We start from the raw sequence: 19,961 nt of genomic DNA, 5'->3' as shown, positions 1-19,961 counted from the left end.
GTGGCGTCGTCGGCCGGATCACGCGCGGCGGCCGCGGTCCTCTCCGTCCCCGGCGGTGCTCTGCGGCCGGGGTCTCAACGCAGGGGACGCATCCTGAAGTTGTAGAGGTCCGGCAGTGGGTCGTCGGTGACGGCGCGCCAGACCTCGTCCAGGATCTCGGCCCCTTCCCGTAGGTCGGCGACCTCGAAGCCGGCGTCGAAAACCGCGCGCACGGCCGCGGTGTCTCCTTCGGCCAGCAGGATTCGCGCCTCCAGCAGCCGGAAGCGGCCCCGCGCCCGGATCTCCGGGCCCAGGCCTTCCAGCACTACGCGGGCGGCGGCGGCGCGTCCGGCCGTCAGCAGTGCCTCGATGGCCTCACGACCGAGGGCTGACGTTGCCGGCGTCCAGATCTCGCCGTCGTCACTGCGCTCCGCACACAGGGCGTCGAAGGCTTCCGTGTAGTGGTCGGCGGCCCGTTCGCTCTGGCCGCTCTCCCGGGCCGCCACGGCGAGACAGCGCAGCAGGGGCCAGCGGGACGGAGCGAGCGGGAGCCCGCGCTCCCAGCTGCGCACCGCCTGGGCCCGGTCGTCGGCGTGCCACTGGGCGATGCCCAGGTGGTATTCGGTGAGGGGTTCGGCGGAGGCCGTCTCCAGCATGTCGCGCCAGTGCGGGGAGACCAGGGACGGTCCGGGCGGAGCCACCCGGAGTGGTTGCGGGAAGGTGCCCTGTTCCAGCAACTCCAGCCAAGGGGCTTGCTGTTCGCCGAGCGTGGACCGGTCGAAGGGCGTACCGGGAAGCTTGTACCCGGCGCGCCGGACCTCCAGTGCGCCCCAGCCGGAACCGGTGGCGAGCACCTCGCCCGGTTCGGTGTCGGCGCAGCGGCGCCACGCCTCGTACGCGTCGTCCACGTCGGCACGCGGCAGGGCCCGGGCGAGCTGCTGCTCGGTCTCGGCCCGGGCCGCCGCCCAGTCGTCACCGTGCACGGCGGCGGGGTCCGCGGACAGTGGACCGTACGCCTCCAGCCAGCTGAACTCGGCGCCGGCTTCGAGGGGAACGTGCTCCAGCTGGGTACGGGCGAGCCCGGCCTGGATCTCGGCGTAGCCGCCGGTGCCGGGCTCGGTCAGCCACCGCTGCCAGCGGCGTCCGCCGGTGCCGCTGCCCCAGAGGAAGAGCTTCCGGCCGCGCAGGACGTCGGTGGAGGTCTGGACGAGTCCGTGGCCGCCACCGTCGAGGGAGGCGATCCAGCGCCGGGCGCCGTCGGGGACCTCGTAGAAGTAGTCGGCGGGGTATTCGCTGCGCAGGGGGTACGTGCGGTCGGTGCCGTCGGTCACCGGGACGGGGACCCGGGTCAGGGCGTGTTCGTAGCCGAAGTGCCAGGCTTCGTCGGCGGGGGCCAGGACGCGGGTGTGCTCGTCCTCGGGGACGGCGATGTTGGACCACCAGTAGACGGGCGCTGGATGCTCGTGCGGGTTGCGCACGCGCACGCCGACGTACAGGAAGTCGGAGTCCTCGGGCAGCCACAGGTCCACTTGGAAGGGCAGGTCGCGCAGGCGTTCCCACTCCCAGAGCCGCAGCATGTCTCCGCCGTCGGGGGCGGTGACGAGGGCGGCGTGCACCGGGGCGCAGGACAGGGTGGTGTGGCCGGTCGCGCCGATGTTCCACTCGATGCCGCCGGAGAACCAGGCGCCGTTGAGCGCGAAGTCCGCGGGCTGCAGGACCGGGTTGCGGTACACGAGTTCGCGGCCGGTCGGCTTGTGGTGGAGGGAGTGGATGCGGCCCCCCAGCCCTGGCAGGACAGTGGCGCGCAGCCGGTCGTTCTCGATGACGATCGCGTCCAGGTCGGTGGGCGTGCGGTCGCGGTCGTACCCGTCGAGAATCCGGACCGGAAGGACGGTGCGCAGCGGCTCGTGCCCGAGCTGCCGCGCCATGTCCCGGGGCAGGTCGTCCCGTTCGCGGCTCCCGACGGCGTGCATCTCGTCGAGTGGCCGCAGCGCCGCCAGTGGGTTCTCCGGCCCGGCGTGCGCTGCGGGCAGGGTAAGTACGGCACGTCGTACGGTCGTGGCCAAGACAACCTCGCTCCCTCGCGGGCCGCCACAGGTCCGGGCGCCCCCCGATGACCATGGAACACGCTGGACGGCCCCCCGGCCAGGGGGTCGAGGTGTCAGTCTTCGGCAAAGGCGGCGACGACGAGGTCGGTGAGCAGGGCGCCCGCGGTGGCGTCGGGGTCCAGATCCGGGTCGTAGACGGTGATGTTGAGCCCGGCACAGCGCGGCGAGCGGACCAGGATCCGGAGCAGCGTCCCGAGCTCGTCGGGGAGCAGCCCGCCGTCGTCGGGGCTGTCGACGGCGGGCATCACGCTCGGATCGAGCACATCGGCGTCGAGGTGCACCCAGAAGCCGTCGAGGGCGGGGACCTCCAGGGTCTGCAGCACGCCGTGCGTCAGTTCGGCGACGCCCCGTTCCCTGATCTCCCCGACCGTGGCGTTGGAGATCTTCAGCGCGGCCATCTCGGCCCGGTCCTCGTCGTAGTCACGCATTCCGAAGAGCCGGATGTCCTCGTCCCTGAGGTAGGGCCGGAGCCCTTCCAGGTCGGTGAGGTCGGCCTGCCCCCGCCCGGTGGCGAGCGCCAGTTCCTCCCCGGCCGCGGCGCCGATCAGGGTGCTGTTGCCCGGGTGGCGGAAGTCCGAGGAGCCGTCGACGGCGGCGAGTCCGTACCGTCCGATGCGGCGCAGGGCGAGGGTCGCCCCGAGCTGGATGGAGCAGTCGCCCCCGAGCACCAGCGGGAATTCCCCGGCCCTGACGTGGCCCTCGATACGGTCGGCGAGAGTGCGGGTGTAGCGGGCGATGGCTGCCGCGTTGAAGACCCCGTCGCCCAACTGCCAGTTACCGCGGTCGTACCGCGGCGGTACGACGACACCGCCCTCGGACGCCCCGAGGCGCTGCACGATCCGCTGCTCGCGCAGGGCACCGGCCAGTTTGTAGCAGCCGGGTACGGTGCCCGGCGCCGGTGGCCGGAGGCCCAGGTTGGACGGGGCGTCGAGGACCACGATATTCCGCATGGATCCCATCCTTCCCGCCGTAGCCTTCGTCCTCAACGTATTTCCGAGCAGAGGGCAGGCAGGACGATGGACACGCAGCACACGTACCGGGTGATCGTGCGGGGCACCTGGGAGGGGCTGACGGACACGGACAGGGAACGGTTGCTGTCCGAGGCGTCGGAACACGGGCTGACGGGGATGCAGTTCACCGAGGAGGGCACCCTCACCTACGACTCCGCGCTGAAGCACTTCAGCTTCCGCTACGTGGTCGTCTCGGATGCCGCGGACGGCGAGGAGATGGCGGTGGCGATCGCCGAGGACCGTGCGCAGACGCACCTCGCGGAGCGGGGCCACGGCTACGGGGTGCTGCGCTCCACCGCGACGGACATGGACACGATGAAGATCAACTACAAGGGACGGCGGGGGCCGGGAGCGGCGTGACGCCTGACGGACGGCTGTTGTACCGCCGTTGATCCGGGAATTCCTCACTTTCCGCTCCGTCACGGGGTGGGGCGAGTTGAGGCAGGGATCTTTGAGAGGCTTTCAGCTCTGTCGGACGTGCCTTCGCGGGACGATCAGGCTCGAACCTCAACTCAACCTCTGAACAGAATCGGTGATCGCATGATGCAGGACGCGAACGGACATGATGCGGGCACGGGACGAGAGCAACAGATGTCCTTCCACCGGTAGTCGCCCCGCCGCAAGCGGCGGCCCGGAGCGTCGAGGGAGCGGTTGACATGACCGAAGCCAGGACACCGAAGTCTCTGCACCGCCCGCGAGCAGGCCAGGTGGCCATCGGCGTCCGGGCCCTGAGCGGATGCGGCGGTACGGCATCGAGGGGGCGCACAGCATGGGGTGGGTGAATTCCGTCGACTCGCAGGTGACAAGCTTCACGGATGCGTTCTTCGAGGGCACGCTGCGGCAACTCCGGCTGACCATGGACCAGATCATGGCGCAGTCGCTCGCCGAACTGCAGACGTCCCTGGAAACGGTGAACACGGCGATCGAGCATCCGAATTCGTTCCCGGTGGCAAGGGTGGAACTGACGGCAAGGTCAGGAAAGGTCCTATTCGTCCTCGCGGACAAAGCAGACGATGCACAGATGGAGTTGGGGATCCTCCCCACGCTGCTGGAACGGAAGACTCTGATTCTGGAGCGGATCAACTCACTGCATCCGGCCGAACAGATCAAGGACTTCCGCCAGGAAGTGAGTGCGAGTGTTACTGACCCGGAGACTCGCGAACACCTGCTGAAGGTGCTCGACGAGCACGCCGCCATGGAGAAGGAACGCTCCGAGCGAATGGACCGGGAGCGGGCCGAGGCCACTGCGGAGTTGGCGACCGAAGCCACCAACCTGACTTCGGCAGTCGCCTTCACGGAGCTGAAGCACCGCACGGACACTCTGGAGAAGCTGGCCGACAAACTCGATAGTGAGAAGGTCACGAAATTCGACGTCGTGACGATCACGTTCGCCAACCTCGCAGCCGTCGCCGGGATGACCGGGGCCGTGATCGCGCTCATCAGGTGGGTGACCGGCTGACCACCGGTTACGGGCAGACCGTTGCACCACGCAGAGAGCACAGCGTCCCCGCACACCGCCTGGGATTCGCTCCCGAGGCCGGCTCAGTGACAGCCCAGGTGCCTCCTGGAACGTCTACAGATCGGGCGCTTGCGGCTGTTCCATGGTGGTGCCGTCAGGTCTCCGCCCGAAGGCTGCTTCGAGAACGGCGGGGAGGTCTGCCTCGGGGACCGCGGCGCGCACCTCCGGCAGGACCTGCCGAAAGGTGTCGTCGTCGATGGCGCCCATGTGCTCCTGACGGAGCCGGTGGATGATCTCGACGAGATCGGGCCTCAGCCGCATCCAGGCACGGGAGGTACGGACTTCTTCATCGACTTGGTGCATGAACCACGTCATGACCTCGTACGGGACGTCAACGTGCCCTCCGTGAGGGTTGAAGCACACGGTCGGCTCCCGTGCCGGATCCTCGTCGGGGACGATCGCGATCACGAGATTCCGATGCTCGGCCACGAGGTCCAGTTCCAGATACCAGGCGTCATCGGGCACGGAGTACATCGTGGTGATCGCGTAGTCGCCGTCGGGGTGCCGGAAAGCCATTGCCGCATGCTGTCACGCCGACTGCGCTTCGCCGCAGGCGGTGGCAGGTCAGGTCATGGGGCGGGGCTGAGATGGCCGCTCGGATCGCCAAGGGGGGAACCGTCGGGGCACTAGGCACGCCTCCGACGCGGGTGCTCAGACTCCGGGAGGGGAAGGGCGCCGTTCGCGAGTGCCGACGGATCCGTGGGGAGCGTCGTGGGCTCCCATTCCGACAACCTTCGCCCCGGACAGGCCCGAGTAGTCGCGACCCAAGGCGTCAAGGTCGCTAGTGCAGTGGCGTGCTCAACCTTGACGCCTGAACCACACACGCTCCACGGTCTGTGGGTCGAAGGCAGACAGCATGGAAGCCGGGGTAAGTGGTGGGATTGGGCAGGCTTCGGCGTAGAACGCTACCGATGATCCCTGCTCCCAGATGACTGATCCAGACTGGGTCAGCCGGTCGCGTTCGAGCAGTCGACCCAAGCGACGAGGTCGGTGCTGAAGTCGGGATCGTTCACGTGGACGACGCCGAACGCGATGTGCTGTCCCTGGGACAGAGGCTTGAGACAGTCGATCGGGCTGCTGTCGTGCCAGGTGCCGTTGGTGTCCTTCCACGGCACGGCGCCGAGTCCGAAGCTTTCTCCCGGCTGGCGACCGTCGAGGGAGACCCCGAACTTGTCTCCGTTGCCCCCGACTGCCGAGACCGTGCCCTGGAACATCCGGGGTGTCGCAGTATCCGTCGGTAGCGTGTGGCCGATCCCGAATCCGACACCGGCGCCCACCAGGCCCACGACTACCAGCAACGCCGGCTTCGACTTGATCTTGCCTATTTCCATCCGCGCAACGTACGCCGATTCCGTCGGCGCCGCGCCTGGTCGGCATGACGGGTGTGTGCCTTCCTCAACGCGTTCACCTTGAAGTTGATCGCGATGTCGGGCATGCCTCATATCGCCCCGGGTCCCCGGGCCGGCCTGGCGAACTGAGCAGAAGGACTTGACGGGTAACCCCACCGCTCCACGGTGTGTGGGCCGAAGGCAGACGGGATGGGAGCTGGGGAGGGTGACGGTGGGGGTGCTCGGGCAGTGCAGGTAGCCGGACGGACCACGAGGACGGTGGAGTTTCCCGCCTCGGACGGCCTGCGCGAGGATGCTGAAATGAACATCGAGAGTCCCGCACCCTCCGACCACTGCCACGTGGTACTCCGCGTCGGCTCTGCCCGTTCCGGGAAGCCAGTGTTCGAGACGCTCCCTGCCAGGGCTGTCGGTCCTGGCAGCTATGAACTGACGGGTAGCCCTGGCATGGTCGAGGGCTGCGCGGCCGGGGACTTGCTGAAGATCGACGCCGACGGTCTGTTCCAGGTTGAGCGACGAGGCCCGAACCTTTGCATCCAAGCATTCGGCGAGCCGCCCTTCGATGCTGAGTCGCTGGAATCCCTGACCAGCGCCTTCGTTCCCCTGGGCGGCCTGGTGGAGGCGCCTGCCGACCGGCGGTTCATCGTGGTGACGGTGCCGGCTGCTGCCGGATTCCCCGCAGTCGAGGCCGTGATGGATCTGTGGACAGCAGGCGTGGGCGTGCTGGTCGAGTGGGGCTTCAGCAACGTGTTCGGACCGGACGGAGAGCCGCTGAACTGGTGGGAAGCGTCCTGATGAGGACGAAGCCAGAGGTCCAGATCTCGCGGTCGACCAGGAGAATCAACTTGGTGAAGGTGGTCTGTGACCTGGCTCGGCCGTCGAGACTCAACCGACCTACGCATCTGTCCAGCCCCGTACAGACTGCCGTTCATGACTCACAACCGAAGGGGCCATGCCGCGTAGGCGGCCCTCAGGCCCCCGCGCCGACAGCAGGCGCTTTGCCGCGCATCTGGCCGGCCCGGCGGGGTGCCAGCCCTGGTATCTCAGGTCACCGGCTTATCCGGGGCGGATCACCAGTGAGGCCAAGCTCAGGTGAAAGGTGAGATCTGGCGGCTCGCCAAGTGCTCGAGTGTGGCTTCAACACACGCCTCGGCGGACGACAGGTCAGTCCTGAAGAACCCCTCCGCCCCCAGAGCGCCGCCGGAGACGATCACCATCCAACGGTGCCCCTGTCCGCGCTCACCATCAGCCTTGAAGACCACCGAGCATCCTCGCTCGGCCAACCACTCCATCAATTCCACTACGTCCACAACAGCCCCCTTCCCGGCCCGCCAAGGACGCGCCGTAGCGCACCGGATTGACGACAGCGGCCGGTCCCTGCACCAGAAGATCCTTGATAAACGGGAGCCAGTCAGTGCACGCGATCCCCGCACTCCGCCGGAAACAGCAAGGCACCTGGCGGTAGTTCGCCCGGGTGACGTGCGATCACCCGCAAGCATGCTTCCAGAGAGCCCTCCGCGGGTGGGTACTCGAGGGTGAGTTCGCGCAGCATGGTGATGGCGCCAGCAAGATGCATTTCCGCCGCATGCACGCCGCAGGGGAGACAGCCGGCCAAGATACCGAAGGCTGCTGTGTCGTTGTTGTCGGCGACACACTCGCCGATCTCGAAGCGCCAGTGCAATGCCGCGTCGGCCAGCAATGCCTTGCCCCTTTTGCCCAGCCCGGCAAGGAAATCGGTGCGATCTCGCAGATGGTGGGCGATGGCACAGCAGATGGGTACCGCGGTGCCGCCAGGAACCGCCACCCGCGTGTACCCGGCATGCGGATAGCACGACAGAGCCTCATCAAGCAGGCCCAACGCGGTGTCCTGTGCCGCCGGGTGCCCCCGCTGGGCGATGTCCAGGAGAAGCGGGGTCGCCATCACAGCCGCTGGGAACACCGCGCCGCTGTGCCCATGAACAATTCCACCGCCGCCGAGCTGCGAGCCGGCTTCCGCGGCCTGCACCAAGTTCGCGGCCTCGCAAAGGGCACGTAGACCACGGGCAACACGCTCCGGTTCGTACCAGTCGGGATGGCCCGGTATAGAGCCCCAGCCCACGGCGTCGATCTCATCCAGCACAGCAGCATCCTCGCACGCGGCCGCTAGCCACCGTCCAACCCCAACGAGGTCTTGAGAGTCATTCAGTTGGGAGTTCTTACTCCCGGCGAACGTTGCCCCATTACGTTCCCAGTCCAGGGTTGACCCAGTAGTATCCGGACCATCCCGGGGGGGGATAGATGCGACGAGTGATGGCCTGTGCGCTGTTTGCGGCGATAGGAGTGGCGACGCTATCCGCATGCGGCGCGGTGGTGCTGCCATTGGTTGGCGTACAACTCGACGCCGAGGGAGTTCCGCATGTTCTGTTGCGACCGTGCGGAGACGACAAGATCCGAGGGCCGGGCCTCCAGGGATTCGCGGGAACCAACCAAGCTGAGGATGGTGGCCTGCTCGACGGGGAGAACCTCTCCGGCTGGAAGGTTCCAGCTGAGCACGCGCCGGGGGATGTCGACTTTCCGCTCTTCGCACCGCCCTCGCAGTGGGCTGCTGTGCAAGTGGGGGATCAGGATTTGCGCGCCGACCTCACTTACCAAATCTCTTTTGGCAAAGCCGAGTTCAACTACGAGTACACCGGTCTGGTGACCTTCCGCCTGACGGATATCGATGCTTTGGAGCTCGGTCAGGTGTGGGCCGATGGCCGGAGCATGACGCGCGAAGCTTTCGAAGAGCTGGCCGAGGAATCCTGCTGAGGCTGCCCGGCATGCAACCGCCCTTGGCATGCTTCACTCGGCTTTTCGGGCCTCCTTGCCGGGCGGGGACGCCCGGCTCCGAACGCGGACGTCGTGCACGGGTCAGGTGATGCCAGCTGCACGGAGTGACAGTCAGGCGGCGCCGTCAGCAATCGTGCACTCGCCACTGCCAACGATCCGCTCGTCGATGAAGATGACGATCTACGGCTGGAGTACTGGAGCGAGAGAGCCTGGGCGAAGGGAACCGTCAGGCGTAAGGCATACCTCCGGCGGGGGCGCTCAGACTCCGGGATGAGAGGGGCGCCGTTCGCGAGTGCCGGCGGATTCGTGGCGAGCGTCGTGGGCTCCCACCTCGGGTCTCGATTGGCCCGCCGGGCAGACCTCGACAGGCGCCCTCGCCGTCAGTGTGGCGCGCTCCAACCTGCGCATGAGCTGCCAGACGACGACGATCGATAGCGCGGCGGCACAGATGTCCAGACCATCGTTGAGCATGATCTGGCGCAGGGCATGGCGAGCCTGGCTAGCAGTGTCCGCCTCCTTGAGTGCCTCGGGGGCATCGTTGTATGCGTTCGCCGCGACGAGGACGGACAGCCACCATGCCGTGAGCAGGGGATGTCCGCGACGGCGCTGCGATTCAGGCCGACTGGCGGCCCACAGGTCGTTGACGAACATCTTGGGTATGAAGAGCTGCCCCAGCGGAATCACCCAGCCGAAGACCAGCCACGCCCTGTGCCGACGCTGTCCCTGGCGCCAGAGCACATCCGCGAGGTCGCGCATGTTGGCGAGCCAGATACTGAACTGGAACAGGGCAGCGAGGAGCAGCCCCGTCCGCCAGCCCATCAGGTTTCTGAAATATGTGTCGACCTCGACCAATGGGTTGTCGACGTACGGCCCTGGCGCCAGCGGTCCCGCCAGCAGTTGGTACTTGTGCCACGCTGCCAACCCGGCCGCGACAGTCACCAGCGCGAACGCGGCAAGCGCGCCGCAGGCAAACCGGGCCTGCCCGCGCGGCACCCTGACTGCTCCAGCCACTTCACACCCCCTGGAAGCCGCCCATTCGGACTTCCCGCAGGTCGGCAGCGGATCTTAACTCCCAGGGAGCTGATGCCACGGCGTCTCGCCAGGTCAAGGCCACTACGGTGGGCTGACATCAGCGGCTGACACCGACAAGCGCGACCAGCGACGGCCGACCCCAGATCTCAGCAGACGATCGATCGAAGCACCGGGCTGGTCGGCCGATGTCGACCGTCCCCTGTGATCGACCTGACCAGCTGGGCCCCCTCCCGATCGAACCATCGCCGGCCGCTCATTAGAGTGACCGGCGAAGGGGGCGACATGGGGGATCAGGGCTGGGACGACGACGGAACCGATCACAACGCGCCTCAGGGATGCGCCTGGATCATGACCGTGGTCGCGTTGGTCTGCGCACTGGGGGTCATCGCACTTGGAGGCGTCGCCGTCTTCGGGCTGAAGGTCTTCCTTGACCTCGTGGAAGCGCTCAGCGGATAGCCCCGCTGTTGATCCTTGGTGTGCAGCAGCGCAGTACACCAACCACAGCGACCGCCCCCGCCCGACACCGTCTCTCCGGGACCTCGTAGCGGGCGATATGGCTGTCGCTGACCGATCCGGCTGGAGCTACGGATCAGAACGTGGCTGTGCCATACCCGTGCCAGACGGAGCGGTCAGCCGCGGACCCCCAACTGATCATGGTTGGGGGCCTTTGACATCCACTTCTGACCTCAGCGGGCGTGGTCACCTACGGTCCGGACGCTGCCGCTTCAGTGCCGAGCGGGCCGGCGCAGACGAAGCCCGTAGAGTTCCGCCCATGGTGACTGCGACTGTCCGCGAGTGGAACGACGAGGAAGGGTGGGGTGTACTCGACTCCTCCGAGACCCCCGGCGGCTGCTTCGGCCACTACTCCGACATCCAGCTGCCGGGCTTCCGCACGCTGTCGTCCGGACAACAGGTGGACCTCACCTGGGAAGCCCCTGGCTTCAAACAGGACGGGTACGACTACCGCGCCGTGAGTATCGTGCCTCGGCCCGCCTGACGTCCACGCCTGACATCAACGGCGGCGCACCACCCGTGTCCCCGGCGGTCCGCTACGCCACCGCGCCCTTTACCGCAGCCTGAAGTAGCGCCCCCGCACCGCCGATACCCGGCACGACCACTCGGGCATTGCCCGACAGAGGTGTGCGGTGCGTTGATCGCCGGATCAACCCCACAGTGCCACCCGTTCGCCCCGTGCGGTTGTGGCACCCTCACACCCGGCCCGGACCGCGGAACGCGCGTGAGCTGCGGTGTCGCGGTGTGAAGTAGGGTGACGAACCGTACGGAGGGAGCGTGTGCGTTGGCAGTTCGGGTCACCATGGCCGATGTCGCCCGTGCGGCCGGAGTGTCGACGGCGACCGTGTCCTACGTCCTCTCCGGCAAGCGGGCCGTCGCGGACGAGACCCGGCGGGTGGTCGAAGCAGCCATCGCCGATCTGGGCTTCACCGTCAACACGGTGGCTCGAAGCCTGCGGACCGGGCGTTCCAGCATCGTGGCACTGGTCGTTCCCGATCTGTCCAACCCCTTCTACGCCCAGCTCGCGGCCTCCCTCCAGGACGAGCTGCGGACGCTCGGTCTGCATGTCATGGTCTGTGACACGAAAGCGGACCGGGACGAGGAGCGGGCATTCCTGCGGGAGGCGGTCCAGCAGCGGTTCGCGGGGGTCGTGATCACCCCCTTCCGGCTGGTGGCTCAGGACTTCCTGACGCTGTCGGAGGCGGGTATCCCGGCGGTCGTCAGCGCCGACCTGCGTTTCGGGGAGACAGACCTGGTGACGCCGGACGCGCGGGCCGCCATGCGCGCGGCACTGACGGAGGTGACGGGCGCCGGACGTCGGCGGATCGCCATGATCGCCGGTCCTCGGGACGCCACCGGCGGCGACCCCCGGATGGAACTGCTGCGGACCCTGGCCGTCCAGTTCGGCACCACACTTCCCGGCCGACTGGTGGTGCGCGGCGAGCACACCCGTGAGGCCGGCGCGGCGGGGTTCGGGCACCTGATGCGCATGAAGCACCGCCCGGACGCGGTCTTCTGTGCGAACGATGCCGTCGCGATCGGCGCGATGGACAAGGCGGAGGAACTCGGCGTCGGCATCCCCGGCGACGTTGCGCTGATCGGCCACGACGACGCGTCGTTCGCATCGCTGGTGCGTCCGCGTCTGACCACGGTCAGGTATCCGGCGGTCGACGTGGGAAAGGCCGCTGCGCGGCTTCTGATCGAGCGCCTCAACGGACGCGTCGCGCGGAAGACCGTGCACGTCAAGGCCGAGTTCGTCTCGCGCGGGACCGTCTGAACCGACCCGTCTGAAGGACCCGTCAGCCGCCCCGTCAACCCTCCCGTCGGCCCGGCTCTGCTCGCGGCCCTGAAGGGGCAGTGGGGCGGCGCTCTCCCCCGCCCCACCGGACGGCGCGATCAGCGCCCGCAGCAGCCCATACGTAATCGATTACGTCATCTTCTCGACCGACACCCACGGGATCGCTCCCACCACCATATGCGCAGCTCACAGCACGTTTGAGACCACCAGAACCACACGATGCCGCATTACGAAACGGTCGCGATGGAGACCAAAGTTCACCGCAACTGTTGACTTCTGTTGATCTCTGTTGTGAAGGTAGCCGCCATTGCCTCACTCAGGCGTGACGGCGTCGGCTCAAAGGAGAGCACCCTCATGGCAGTTCTTAAGCACGGCCCGGTCACCCGGCGCAGCTCCCTCGTCCGGCGCAGCTTGGCCGGGGGCATGGTTCTCACCCTCGCGGCGCTGACCGCGTGCGGCGGCGGCTCGGACGACGGCGCGGACTCGGCGGACTCCGCGTGCGAGCCCGCCTCGGGCAAGGTCACGCTCGACTACTGGTCCTGGGTCCCGGGCATGCAGAAGGCCGTCGACCTCTGGAACAGCGAGAATCCCGATGTCCAGGTCACCCTCAAGACGACGCCGTCCGGCAACGCGGGCACGTACCAGAACCTGTCCAACGCCCTGAAGGCCGACAAGGCCCCCGACCTCGGGCAGGTCGAGTACGACTCCCTGGCCAGCTTCCGTCTCAAGGGCGGGCTGACGGACATCGCGAAGTGCGACGGCGTCACGGAAGCCGGATCGAAGTTCGTCGACTGGACCTGGTCGCAGGTGGACTTCGGGGCCGACGGCAAGGACGGCGTCTGGGCGGTGCCCCAGGACACCGGTCCGATGGCGCTCTTCTACCGCAAGGACGTCTTCGACAAGCTCGGCCTGGCCGCGCCGACGACCTGGGAGGAGTACGAGGCCGCCGCCCGGAAGATCAAGGCGGCGAAGAAGGGGCAGTACATCACCCACTTCTCGCAGACCGACCCGAACTGGTTCACCGGGCTGCTGTGGCAGAACAAGGCCCCCATGTTCGAGCGCGACGGCGACAACTGGAAGGTCAGCGTGGACCGGCCGGAGAGCCGCCAGGTGGCCGACTACTGGCAGAAGCTCATCGACGACGAGCTCGTCGCCACCGACCTCCAGGGCTTCTCACCCGCCCTGTACAAGTCGTGGAACGACGGTGAGGTCGTCACCTGGATCAGTGCCGCCTGGGGCTACAGCACCATTCGGGACAACGCGAAGTCCACCTCAGGCAAGTGGGCCGTCGCCCCTATGCCGCAGTGGGAGAAGGGCCAGAAGCAGGCGGGCAACTGGGGCGGTTCGACCACCGCCGTCCTTGCGGGCAGCAAGCACCCTGCCGAGGCCGCGAAGTTCGCGCTGTGGCTGAACACCGACGCGGAGGCGTTGGAGATACTCAACCGTGAGGGCGGCCTCTACCCCGCGGCCACGGCCGGTCTGGAACTCCCGGTACTGCAGCAGCCGGTCGACTTCTACGGCAAGCAGAAGATCTTCGACGTCTTCTCGGAGGCATCGGCGAACGTCGACACCGATTTCACCTGGGGTCCGACCATGACCGACACCTACCGCTTCCTCAGTGACGGCACCGCGAAGGCCACCGGCGGCGGCAGCACGCTCGCCGACGTACTGAAGGACACCGACTCCCAGAGCGTCGAGTCACTCCGCAAGCAGGCGCTGGATGTGACGGACTGACCCCTCCGGCCGGTCCTCCCCCGCCTCCGCTCCGCCGGTACGGCCCAACCCGAAAGTCACCCGTGACGACCACCCGCACCCCGGTGGCGGCGCCCCGCCGCCACCGCCACACCCTCGCACCACTCGCGTTCCTCGCCCCTTTCCTGATTCCCTTCGTGTTCTTCACGCTCGTGCCGGTCGGTTACGCGTTCTGGCAGAGCCTGCACAAGACCGAGCGCACGGGTGGCACCTTCGGCCGCACCGAGACGGTGTTCGCCGGGTTCGAGCAGTACGGCGACGTGGTGTCCGAGCCGTTCTTCGTGGACAGCCTGCTGCGCGTGGCGCTCTTCGCGCTGGTGCAGATCCCGGTGATGATCGCGCTCGCGCTCGCCCTCGCACTGCTGCTCGACTCGGCGGTGGCCCGCCTCAAGCGGTTCTTCCGCCTCGTCTACTTCGTCCCGTACGGCATCCCGGGCGTCGTGGCCGCCCTGATGTGGGCATTCCTCTACGACCCGCGCCTCTCCCCCGTCGTCGACCTGCTCCGTTCGGCGCACATCGACGTCGACCTCCTGGGCCCCGACGCCATCCTGTGGTCGATCGGCAACGTCGTCACCTGGACCTACACCGGCTACAACATGCTGATCATGTACGCGGCGCTGCAGGCGGTGCCCGCCGATCTCGGCGAGGCCGCGCGGGTGGACGGGGCCGGGCCGTGGACGATCGCCCTCCGCATCAAGGTGCCGGTCATTCGGCCGGCGCTCGTGCTGACCGGTGTCTTCTCCCTCATCGGCACCTTCCAGCTGTTCACCGAACCGCAGGTGTTCCGTGCCATCTCCACCAGCGTGACCAGCACGTACACCCCGAACCTGGCCGCGTACTCGCTCGCGGCGGGCGACCGCTACAGCGAGGCCGCGGCGCTGTCGGTTCTGCTGGCCGTGGCCACCTTCGTGCTGTCCTTCGTGTTTCTCCGTTTCACTGCCAGGAGGCAGGGATGACCCTCCTCACCCGTACCGACGGTGCGCACGCCCCCGCGCCCGTACGCCCGCGCCGCATCCCCGGCCTGTCGACCGTGCCGGTGTTCGTGTTCATGGCGCTGGTCGCCGGCTACATGCTGCTGCCGGTCTACTGGCTGCTCGTCTCCGCCACCAAGAGCCAGAGCGACCTGGTCAGCACGCCCGGCCTGCTCCCCGCCGACTGGCACCTGGGCGAGAACCTCAGCTCGCTCTTCGCGCAGCAGGACGGGGTGTACGCACGCTGGCTCGTCAACAGCCTCGCGTACGCGGGGGCCGGTGCGGCGGTCGGCACCCTGCTCGCCGCCATGGCCGGATACGCGCTGGCCGTCTACCGGTTCAAGGGCCGTGAGGCGATCTTCTCGGTGATCCTCGGCGGCGTGCTGGTGCCCGCCACCGCACTCGCGCTGCCGCTGTTCCTGCTCTTCGCCGAGGCAGACGCCACCAACACCTTCTGGTCGGTGTTCCTGCCCAGCGTCGTCAGCCCGTTCGGCGTCTACCTCTCGCGGATCTTCGCCACCGCCTCCATACCCGAGGAGGTCATCGAGGCGGCTCGCATCGACGGCGCCGGCGAGTGGCGCATCTTCCGCAGCATCGCGCTGCGCATGATGTCGCCCGCCCTGGTGACCGTCTTCCTCTTCCAGTTCGTCGTCATCTGGAACAACTTCCTGCTGCCGCTGATCATGCTCCAGGACGAGCGTCTCTACCCGGTCACCCTGGGCCTGTTCACCTGGCAGTCGCAGACCAGCCGGATGCCCGAGCTCCAGACGCTGACCCTGGTCGGCGCGCTCGTCTCGGTCGTACCGATCGTGATCACGTTCCTCCTGCTCCAGCGCTACTGGCGTGCGGGCCTGGCTGCCGGGGCGGTGAAGTAGTGACCGGCCCGAACGGCGTTCCGGCCGGTCCTCTGGACGCACTCTCCGAGCGGCTCGGCGGCATCGCCTACGGAGGCGACTACAACCCGGAACAGTGGCCCAGGGACATCTGGCACGAGGACGTGCGCCTCATGCGCGACGCGGGAGTCAACCTGGTCACCCTCGGGGTGTTCTCCTGGTCCCGCCTGGAACCCCGCGTGGGCTCCTACGACTGGTCGCTGCTCGACACCGTCCTTGACCTGCTGCACGACAACGGCATCGCCGTCGACCTCGCCACCCCCACCGCCGCTCCCCCACCCTGGTTCAGCAAGGCGCACCCCACCTCGCTCCCGCAGAACGCGTCCGGCACCCGCCTCACCCACGGCAGCCGACAGGCGTTCTGCCCCAGCAGTCCGGACTACGCCCGGGCCGCCGACGCCGTCGTGACCGCGCTGGCGACCCGGTACGCCGCCCATCCCGCCGTCGCCATGTGGCACGTGCACAACGAGTGGGGCAACCACAACGCCCTCTGCTACTGCGACACCAGCGGCGCTGCCTTCCGCGACTGGCTGCGCGCCCGGTACACCACCCTGGACCGGGTCAACGACGTCTGGGGTACCGACTTCTGGGGCCAACGGTACGGCGGCTGGGACGAGATCGACCCGCCGCGCGACACCACCGCCTTCCGCAATCCGGGCCAGGAGCTCGACTACCGGCGCTTCTCCTCCGACGCCCTGCTCACCCGGCACCGGGCGGAGAGTGCGCTCCTGCGTGACCTGGCGCCCGGCATCCCGATCACGACCAACCTGCTGGGCACCCTGGAGAAGAAGGTCGACGGGCACGCCTTCGCCCGGCATTCCGACATCGTCTCCATCGACCACTATCTCGTCGCGGCCGATCCCGGCAACCACGTCGACCTGGCGCTCAACGCCGACCTCGCCCGCGGCATGGCCGGCGGCCGCCCCTGGCTCCTCATGGAACACTCCACGTCCGCGGTCAACTGGCAGCCCGTCAACGTACCCAAGGCGCCCGGGGAGATGCGCCGCAACAGCCTCACCCACCTGGCCCGCGGCGCCGACGGCATCATGTTCTTCCAGTGGCGGCAGTCCCGGGCGGGTGCGGAGAAGTGGCACTCCGCGATGCTTCCGCACGGCGGCACCGGAACCCGCACCTGGGCCGAGGTCACCGCCCTCGGCGCCGAACTCACCACCCTGGCCGAGGTATGCGGCACCCAGGTCCGGGCGGACGTGGCACTGCTCTTCGACTGGCACACCTGGTGGGCCCTGGAACTCGAAGCCCGCCCCTCCGAGCGCCTGCGCTATCTCGACACCGTCAGGGACTGGTACCGGGCCCTGTGGGATCTCGGCGTCACCTGCGACCTCGTGGCACCCGACGCCGACCTCACCCCGTACCGGGCCGTCGTCGCACCCAGCCTCTATCTGGTGTCCGACGCGGACGCGGACTCCCTGCACGCCTACGTGCGGGGCGGCGGGCACGCCGTGCTCGGCCCGTTCAGCGGAGCCGTCGACGCGTACGACCGGGTGCGGACCGGCGGACACCCCGGCGCGTTCCGGGACCTCCTCGGACTCGTGGTCGACGAGTACGTCCCCTTGCGGGAGGGCGAGTCGGCGCTGCTGTCGGACGGCGGCCGCGCACTGCTGTGGACCGAGCGGGTCGAGTCGCGCGGCTGTACCGCGAGGCTGCGGTTCGCGGACGGCCCGGACGGGGGCCCGGCCCGCGGCGGCCCCGCCGTGACCCGGCACTCCTACGGTGCCGGTGCCGGGTGGTACGCGGCGGCGGCCCTGCCCGCGCGTTCCCTGCGCGACCTGATGGACTCCGTGTGCCGGGAGGCCGGGGCCGCCCCGGTGGCCTCCGTTCCCCCCGGCGTCGAAGCCGTACGCCGCAGTGCCGGCGACCGGTCGTACCTCTTCCTCGTCAACCACACGGACGGTGAGGTGACCATCCCCGTCGACGGCCTTACGCGGCTCGACGGTTCGGCGCTGCCGGGTTGCGCAAGCGTCCCTGCGGGGGATGTCGTGGTCCTGCGGGAACAACCTGTACGGGAACGGGCCGTACGACACCGGGAAGAGGACCGCTGATGTCTCTCGTCGAGATCGACCGGCCCTCCGGGACCGTGCTCCTGCGCGCCGCCGACACCGGCTACATGCTGCGGGTCGACGCGTCCGCCGGGACCGTACGCCTGCTGCACTGGGGAGCGCCCATCGTCCTGGAGGACGCCCTCGTCCTGCGGGAGCCGGGTTCCGCGAGGAGCAGTTTCGACAGCCCGCTCGACGGTACGGAGGAGCTGGCCGTCGACGGACAGGTACGGTTCGCCCCGCCCGCCCTGGACGTGCGGTACGCGGATGGCACCAGTGCGACCGAGCCCGTCGTGGACGGCTACGAGGTCAGGGAGGACGGTGACAGCGCGGTGCTGTCCGTCAGCCTCCGCGACGCCGGCCGCCCGCTCGGGTGGCACCTTCACTACCGGGTCCGCCAGGACTGCCCGGTGATCGAACGCTGGACCGAACTTCGGCACACCGGGGCACCCGAGGAGCCACCGCTGTCGCTGGTGCGGCACTGTGCCGCGCAGTGGAACCTGCCCGTCCTGCGGGCGTACCGGATGAGCTCCGTGCACGGGCAGTGGGCGGACGAGTTCCACCTGCGCAGGACCCCCCTCGCCGTCGGCGAGACGACCCTCACCAGCAGGCGCGGCCACACCGGCCACCAGAGCAACCCCTGGCTCGCCCTCGACGCAGGGGACGCGACCGAGGAGGGCGGCGAGGTGTGGACCGTCGCCCTCGCCACCGCGGGGAGCTGGCGGATGACGGCGGTGCGGTCCGCGGACGGCCGGTGCAGCGTGCTGGGTGGCAGCGGCCACGAGGGTTTGGAGATCTCCCTCGCACCGGGCGAGACCTGGACGACTCCGGTGAGCACGGGGCAGTACACGCCGGGCGGATTCGGCGGGGCGTCCCGGGCCTACCACGCCTACGTGCGGGACCGGGTCCTGCCCGCGCCCGGGGAACCGCGGCCCGTGCTGTACAACTCCTGGGAGGCGACGGCCTTCGACGTCACCTTCGAGGGGCAACGAGAACTGGCCGATCTGGCCGCGCGGACCGGCGCCGAGCTGTTCGTCGTCGACGACGGCTGGTTCGGTGCCCGTGACAGCGACCGTGCGGGGCTGGGGGACTGGACACCCCGGCCCGCCGCCTTCCCCGACGGGCTGCGCCCGCTGGCCGACCACGTCCACGGACTCGGTATGCGGTTCGGGCTGTGGGTGGAACCGGAGATGGTCAATCCGGTCAGCGATCTGTTCCGCGAACGGCCGGAGTGGGTCCTGCATCTGCCCGACCGCACCGCCCACCCCCTGCGGAACCAGTTGGTACTCGACTTCTCGCGGCCCGAGGTCACCGACTGGGCGTTCGACTGGTTGCTCCGCACGGTCGACGGGTTCGATGTCGACTTCCTCAAGTGGGACTTCAACCGGTCCTTCACGGAAGCGGGTTCCGCGGCCGGCCGGCCCGATGGACGCAGGGTCTTCGTCGAGCACGCCCTCGGCGCCCACCGTGTCCTCGATCGGCTGCGCGCCGCACGTCCCGCCCTGCGGATCGAGACCTGCTCGGGCGGCGGCGGACGCGTCGACCTGGCGAGTCTGGCCCGTACCGACCAGGCGTGGGCCTCGGACAACACGGACGCGGTGGACCGGCTGACCATCCAGTACGGCTTCTCGCAGCTCTATCCCGCGCAGGTGATGGGCGCCTGGGTGACGGACAGCCCGAACCCGTACACCCGGCGGGCCGTGCCCCTGCGGTTCCGCCTGCACAGCGCGATGGCCGGGGCTCTCGGCATCGGCGGCGACCTGACGCGCTGGCCGCAGGCGGAACTGGACGAGACGGCCGCGTACGTCGCCCTCTACAAGGAGGTCCGGTCCACGATCCAGACCGGCGACCTGTACCGCCTGGGCTCCCCGGCGGACCGTTCTCACGCCGTGCAGTTCGTGGCGCGCGACGGCGCCGAGTGCGTGGTCCTCCAGTGGCGGGTGGGACCGTCGGAACGCTCGGCCGTGCCCCGGCTACGGCTGCGCGGTCTCGATCCGGAGGCGGTGTACCGCGTCGACGACGACAGCGGGGCGCTCCCGCCGGGGACGGAGCACAGGGGCGCCGCGCTGGCGGCGTTCGGGGTGCCGGCGGAGCTGCCGCCCGGTGGGTACGCGAGCCGGATGCTGATTCTGCGCCGGGTGGGGTGAGGGCGAGCGGTCCAGGTGTCCGGGCCCT

At 68.8% G+C, this 19,961-nt stretch carries 19 protein-coding genes; 12 read left to right on the top strand and 7 right to left on the bottom strand.

Features of this window, described 5'->3' with window-relative positions:
- Positions 1 to 74 precede the first annotated feature (74 nt).
- Complete coding sequence (locus ACFW9O_RS20870) at positions 75 to 2,045, bottom strand: DUF5107 domain-containing protein (protein WP_384611213.1); 1,971 nt, start codon at positions 2,043 to 2,045, stop codon at positions 75 to 77.
- Between the two features lie 95 nt (positions 2,046 to 2,140).
- Positions 2,141 to 3,037, bottom strand: a complete 897-nt coding sequence (locus ACFW9O_RS20865; RefSeq protein WP_384611212.1) for an arginase family protein — start codon at positions 3,035 to 3,037, stop codon at positions 2,141 to 2,143.
- Between the two features lie 66 nt (positions 3,038 to 3,103).
- Here ACFW9O_RS20865 and ACFW9O_RS20860 point away from each other — a divergent pair, with 66 nt between their 5' ends.
- A complete protein-coding gene (locus ACFW9O_RS20860) occupies positions 3,104 to 3,457 on the top strand; it encodes a DUF6204 family protein (RefSeq protein ID WP_384611210.1) in 354 nt (117 codons plus the stop codon).
- A 376-nt stretch (positions 3,458 to 3,833) separates the two neighbouring features.
- A complete protein-coding gene (locus ACFW9O_RS20855; RefSeq protein WP_384611208.1) occupies positions 3,834 to 4,556 on the top strand; it encodes a hypothetical protein in 723 nt (240 codons plus the stop codon).
- Positions 4,557 to 4,670: 114 nt separating this feature from the next.
- Here ACFW9O_RS20855 and ACFW9O_RS20850 read toward each other — a convergent pair whose 3' ends face one another.
- On the bottom strand, positions 4,671 to 5,132 hold the full coding sequence (locus ACFW9O_RS20850) for a hypothetical protein (RefSeq protein ID WP_384611206.1): 462 nt from the start codon (positions 5,130 to 5,132) through the stop codon (positions 4,671 to 4,673).
- Positions 5,133 to 5,563: 431 nt separating this feature from the next.
- Positions 5,564 to 5,947: a hypothetical protein gene (locus ACFW9O_RS20845; RefSeq protein WP_384611204.1), complete on the bottom strand. Its 384-nt coding sequence runs from the start codon at positions 5,945 to 5,947 to the stop codon at positions 5,564 to 5,566.
- A 318-nt stretch (positions 5,948 to 6,265) separates the two neighbouring features.
- Here ACFW9O_RS20845 and ACFW9O_RS20840 point away from each other — a divergent pair, with 318 nt between their 5' ends.
- Complete coding sequence (locus ACFW9O_RS20840; RefSeq protein WP_384611202.1) at positions 6,266 to 6,757, top strand: DUF4265 domain-containing protein; 492 nt, start codon at positions 6,266 to 6,268, stop codon at positions 6,755 to 6,757.
- Between the two features lie 293 nt (positions 6,758 to 7,050).
- Here ACFW9O_RS20840 and ACFW9O_RS20835 read toward each other — a convergent pair whose 3' ends face one another.
- On the bottom strand, positions 7,051 to 7,272 hold the full coding sequence (locus ACFW9O_RS20835; RefSeq protein WP_327126036.1) for a hypothetical protein: 222 nt from the start codon (positions 7,270 to 7,272) through the stop codon (positions 7,051 to 7,053).
- Between the two features lie 101 nt (positions 7,273 to 7,373).
- Positions 7,374 to 8,081 (bottom strand): hypothetical protein, encoded by a 708-nt coding sequence (locus ACFW9O_RS20830; protein WP_384611200.1) that lies wholly within the window; start codon positions 8,079 to 8,081, stop codon positions 7,374 to 7,376.
- A 158-nt stretch (positions 8,082 to 8,239) separates the two neighbouring features.
- On the opposite strand from ACFW9O_RS20830, the gene ACFW9O_RS20825 reads away from it, so the two are divergent.
- Positions 8,240 to 8,749 (top strand): hypothetical protein, encoded by a 510-nt coding sequence (locus ACFW9O_RS20825; RefSeq protein WP_384611198.1) that lies wholly within the window; start codon positions 8,240 to 8,242, stop codon positions 8,747 to 8,749.
- A gap of 279 nt (positions 8,750 to 9,028) precedes the next feature.
- Here ACFW9O_RS20825 and ACFW9O_RS20820 read toward each other — a convergent pair whose 3' ends face one another.
- The gene (locus ACFW9O_RS20820; RefSeq protein WP_384611196.1) at positions 9,029 to 9,781 is read right to left on the bottom strand and encodes a DUF4328 domain-containing protein; all 753 of its coding nucleotides are present in this window, start codon (positions 9,779 to 9,781) and stop codon (positions 9,029 to 9,031) included.
- 303 nt (positions 9,782 to 10,084) lie between these two features.
- Between ACFW9O_RS20820 and ACFW9O_RS20815 the strand changes: the two genes are divergently transcribed.
- From ACFW9O_RS20815 to ACFW9O_RS20780, 8 genes are all read left to right on the top strand, one after another.
- Entirely contained in the window at positions 10,085 to 10,258 is a 174-nt protein-coding gene (locus ACFW9O_RS20815; protein WP_384611194.1) for a hypothetical protein, read from the top strand.
- Between the two features lie 316 nt (positions 10,259 to 10,574).
- Complete coding sequence (locus ACFW9O_RS20810; protein ID WP_351176748.1) at positions 10,575 to 10,799, top strand: cold shock domain-containing protein; 225 nt, start codon at positions 10,575 to 10,577, stop codon at positions 10,797 to 10,799.
- 300 nt (positions 10,800 to 11,099) lie between these two features.
- Positions 11,100 to 12,092 (top strand): LacI family DNA-binding transcriptional regulator, encoded by a 993-nt coding sequence (locus tag ACFW9O_RS20805; RefSeq protein WP_351176745.1) that lies wholly within the window; start codon positions 11,100 to 11,102, stop codon positions 12,090 to 12,092.
- Positions 12,093 to 12,467: 375 nt separating this feature from the next.
- Entirely contained in the window at positions 12,468 to 13,847 is a 1,380-nt protein-coding gene (locus tag ACFW9O_RS20800; RefSeq protein ID WP_384611191.1) for an ABC transporter substrate-binding protein, read from the top strand.
- A gap of 62 nt (positions 13,848 to 13,909) precedes the next feature.
- Positions 13,910 to 14,821, top strand: coding sequence for a carbohydrate ABC transporter permease (locus ACFW9O_RS20795; RefSeq protein ID WP_384611189.1), 912 nt, complete (start codon positions 13,910 to 13,912; stop codon positions 14,819 to 14,821).
- Positions 14,818 to 15,711, top strand: a complete 894-nt coding sequence (locus ACFW9O_RS20790) for a carbohydrate ABC transporter permease (RefSeq protein ID WP_384611187.1) — start codon at positions 14,818 to 14,820, stop codon at positions 15,709 to 15,711. Before ACFW9O_RS20795 ends, ACFW9O_RS20790 begins: the two co-directional genes overlap by 4 nt.
- The gene (locus ACFW9O_RS20785; protein WP_384611185.1) at positions 15,711 to 17,789 is read left to right on the top strand and encodes a beta-galactosidase; all 2,079 of its coding nucleotides are present in this window, start codon (positions 15,711 to 15,713) and stop codon (positions 17,787 to 17,789) included. The genes ACFW9O_RS20790 and ACFW9O_RS20785 overlap by 1 nt, the downstream gene beginning before the upstream one ends.
- Positions 17,789 to 19,933, top strand: coding sequence for an alpha-galactosidase (locus ACFW9O_RS20780; protein ID WP_384611183.1), 2,145 nt, complete (start codon positions 17,789 to 17,791; stop codon positions 19,931 to 19,933). Before ACFW9O_RS20785 ends, ACFW9O_RS20780 begins: the two co-directional genes overlap by 1 nt.
- Positions 19,934 to 19,961: the final 28 nt, after the last annotated feature.

Origin of the sequence: Streptomyces sp. NPDC059499 (genome assembly GCF_042749285.1) — a bacterium.
Taxonomy (GTDB): Bacteria; Actinomycetota; Actinomycetes; order Streptomycetales; family Streptomycetaceae; genus Streptomyces.
Note: the sequence above shows the minus strand (reverse complement) of the source record. Positions and strands in the feature narration are given on the sequence as shown.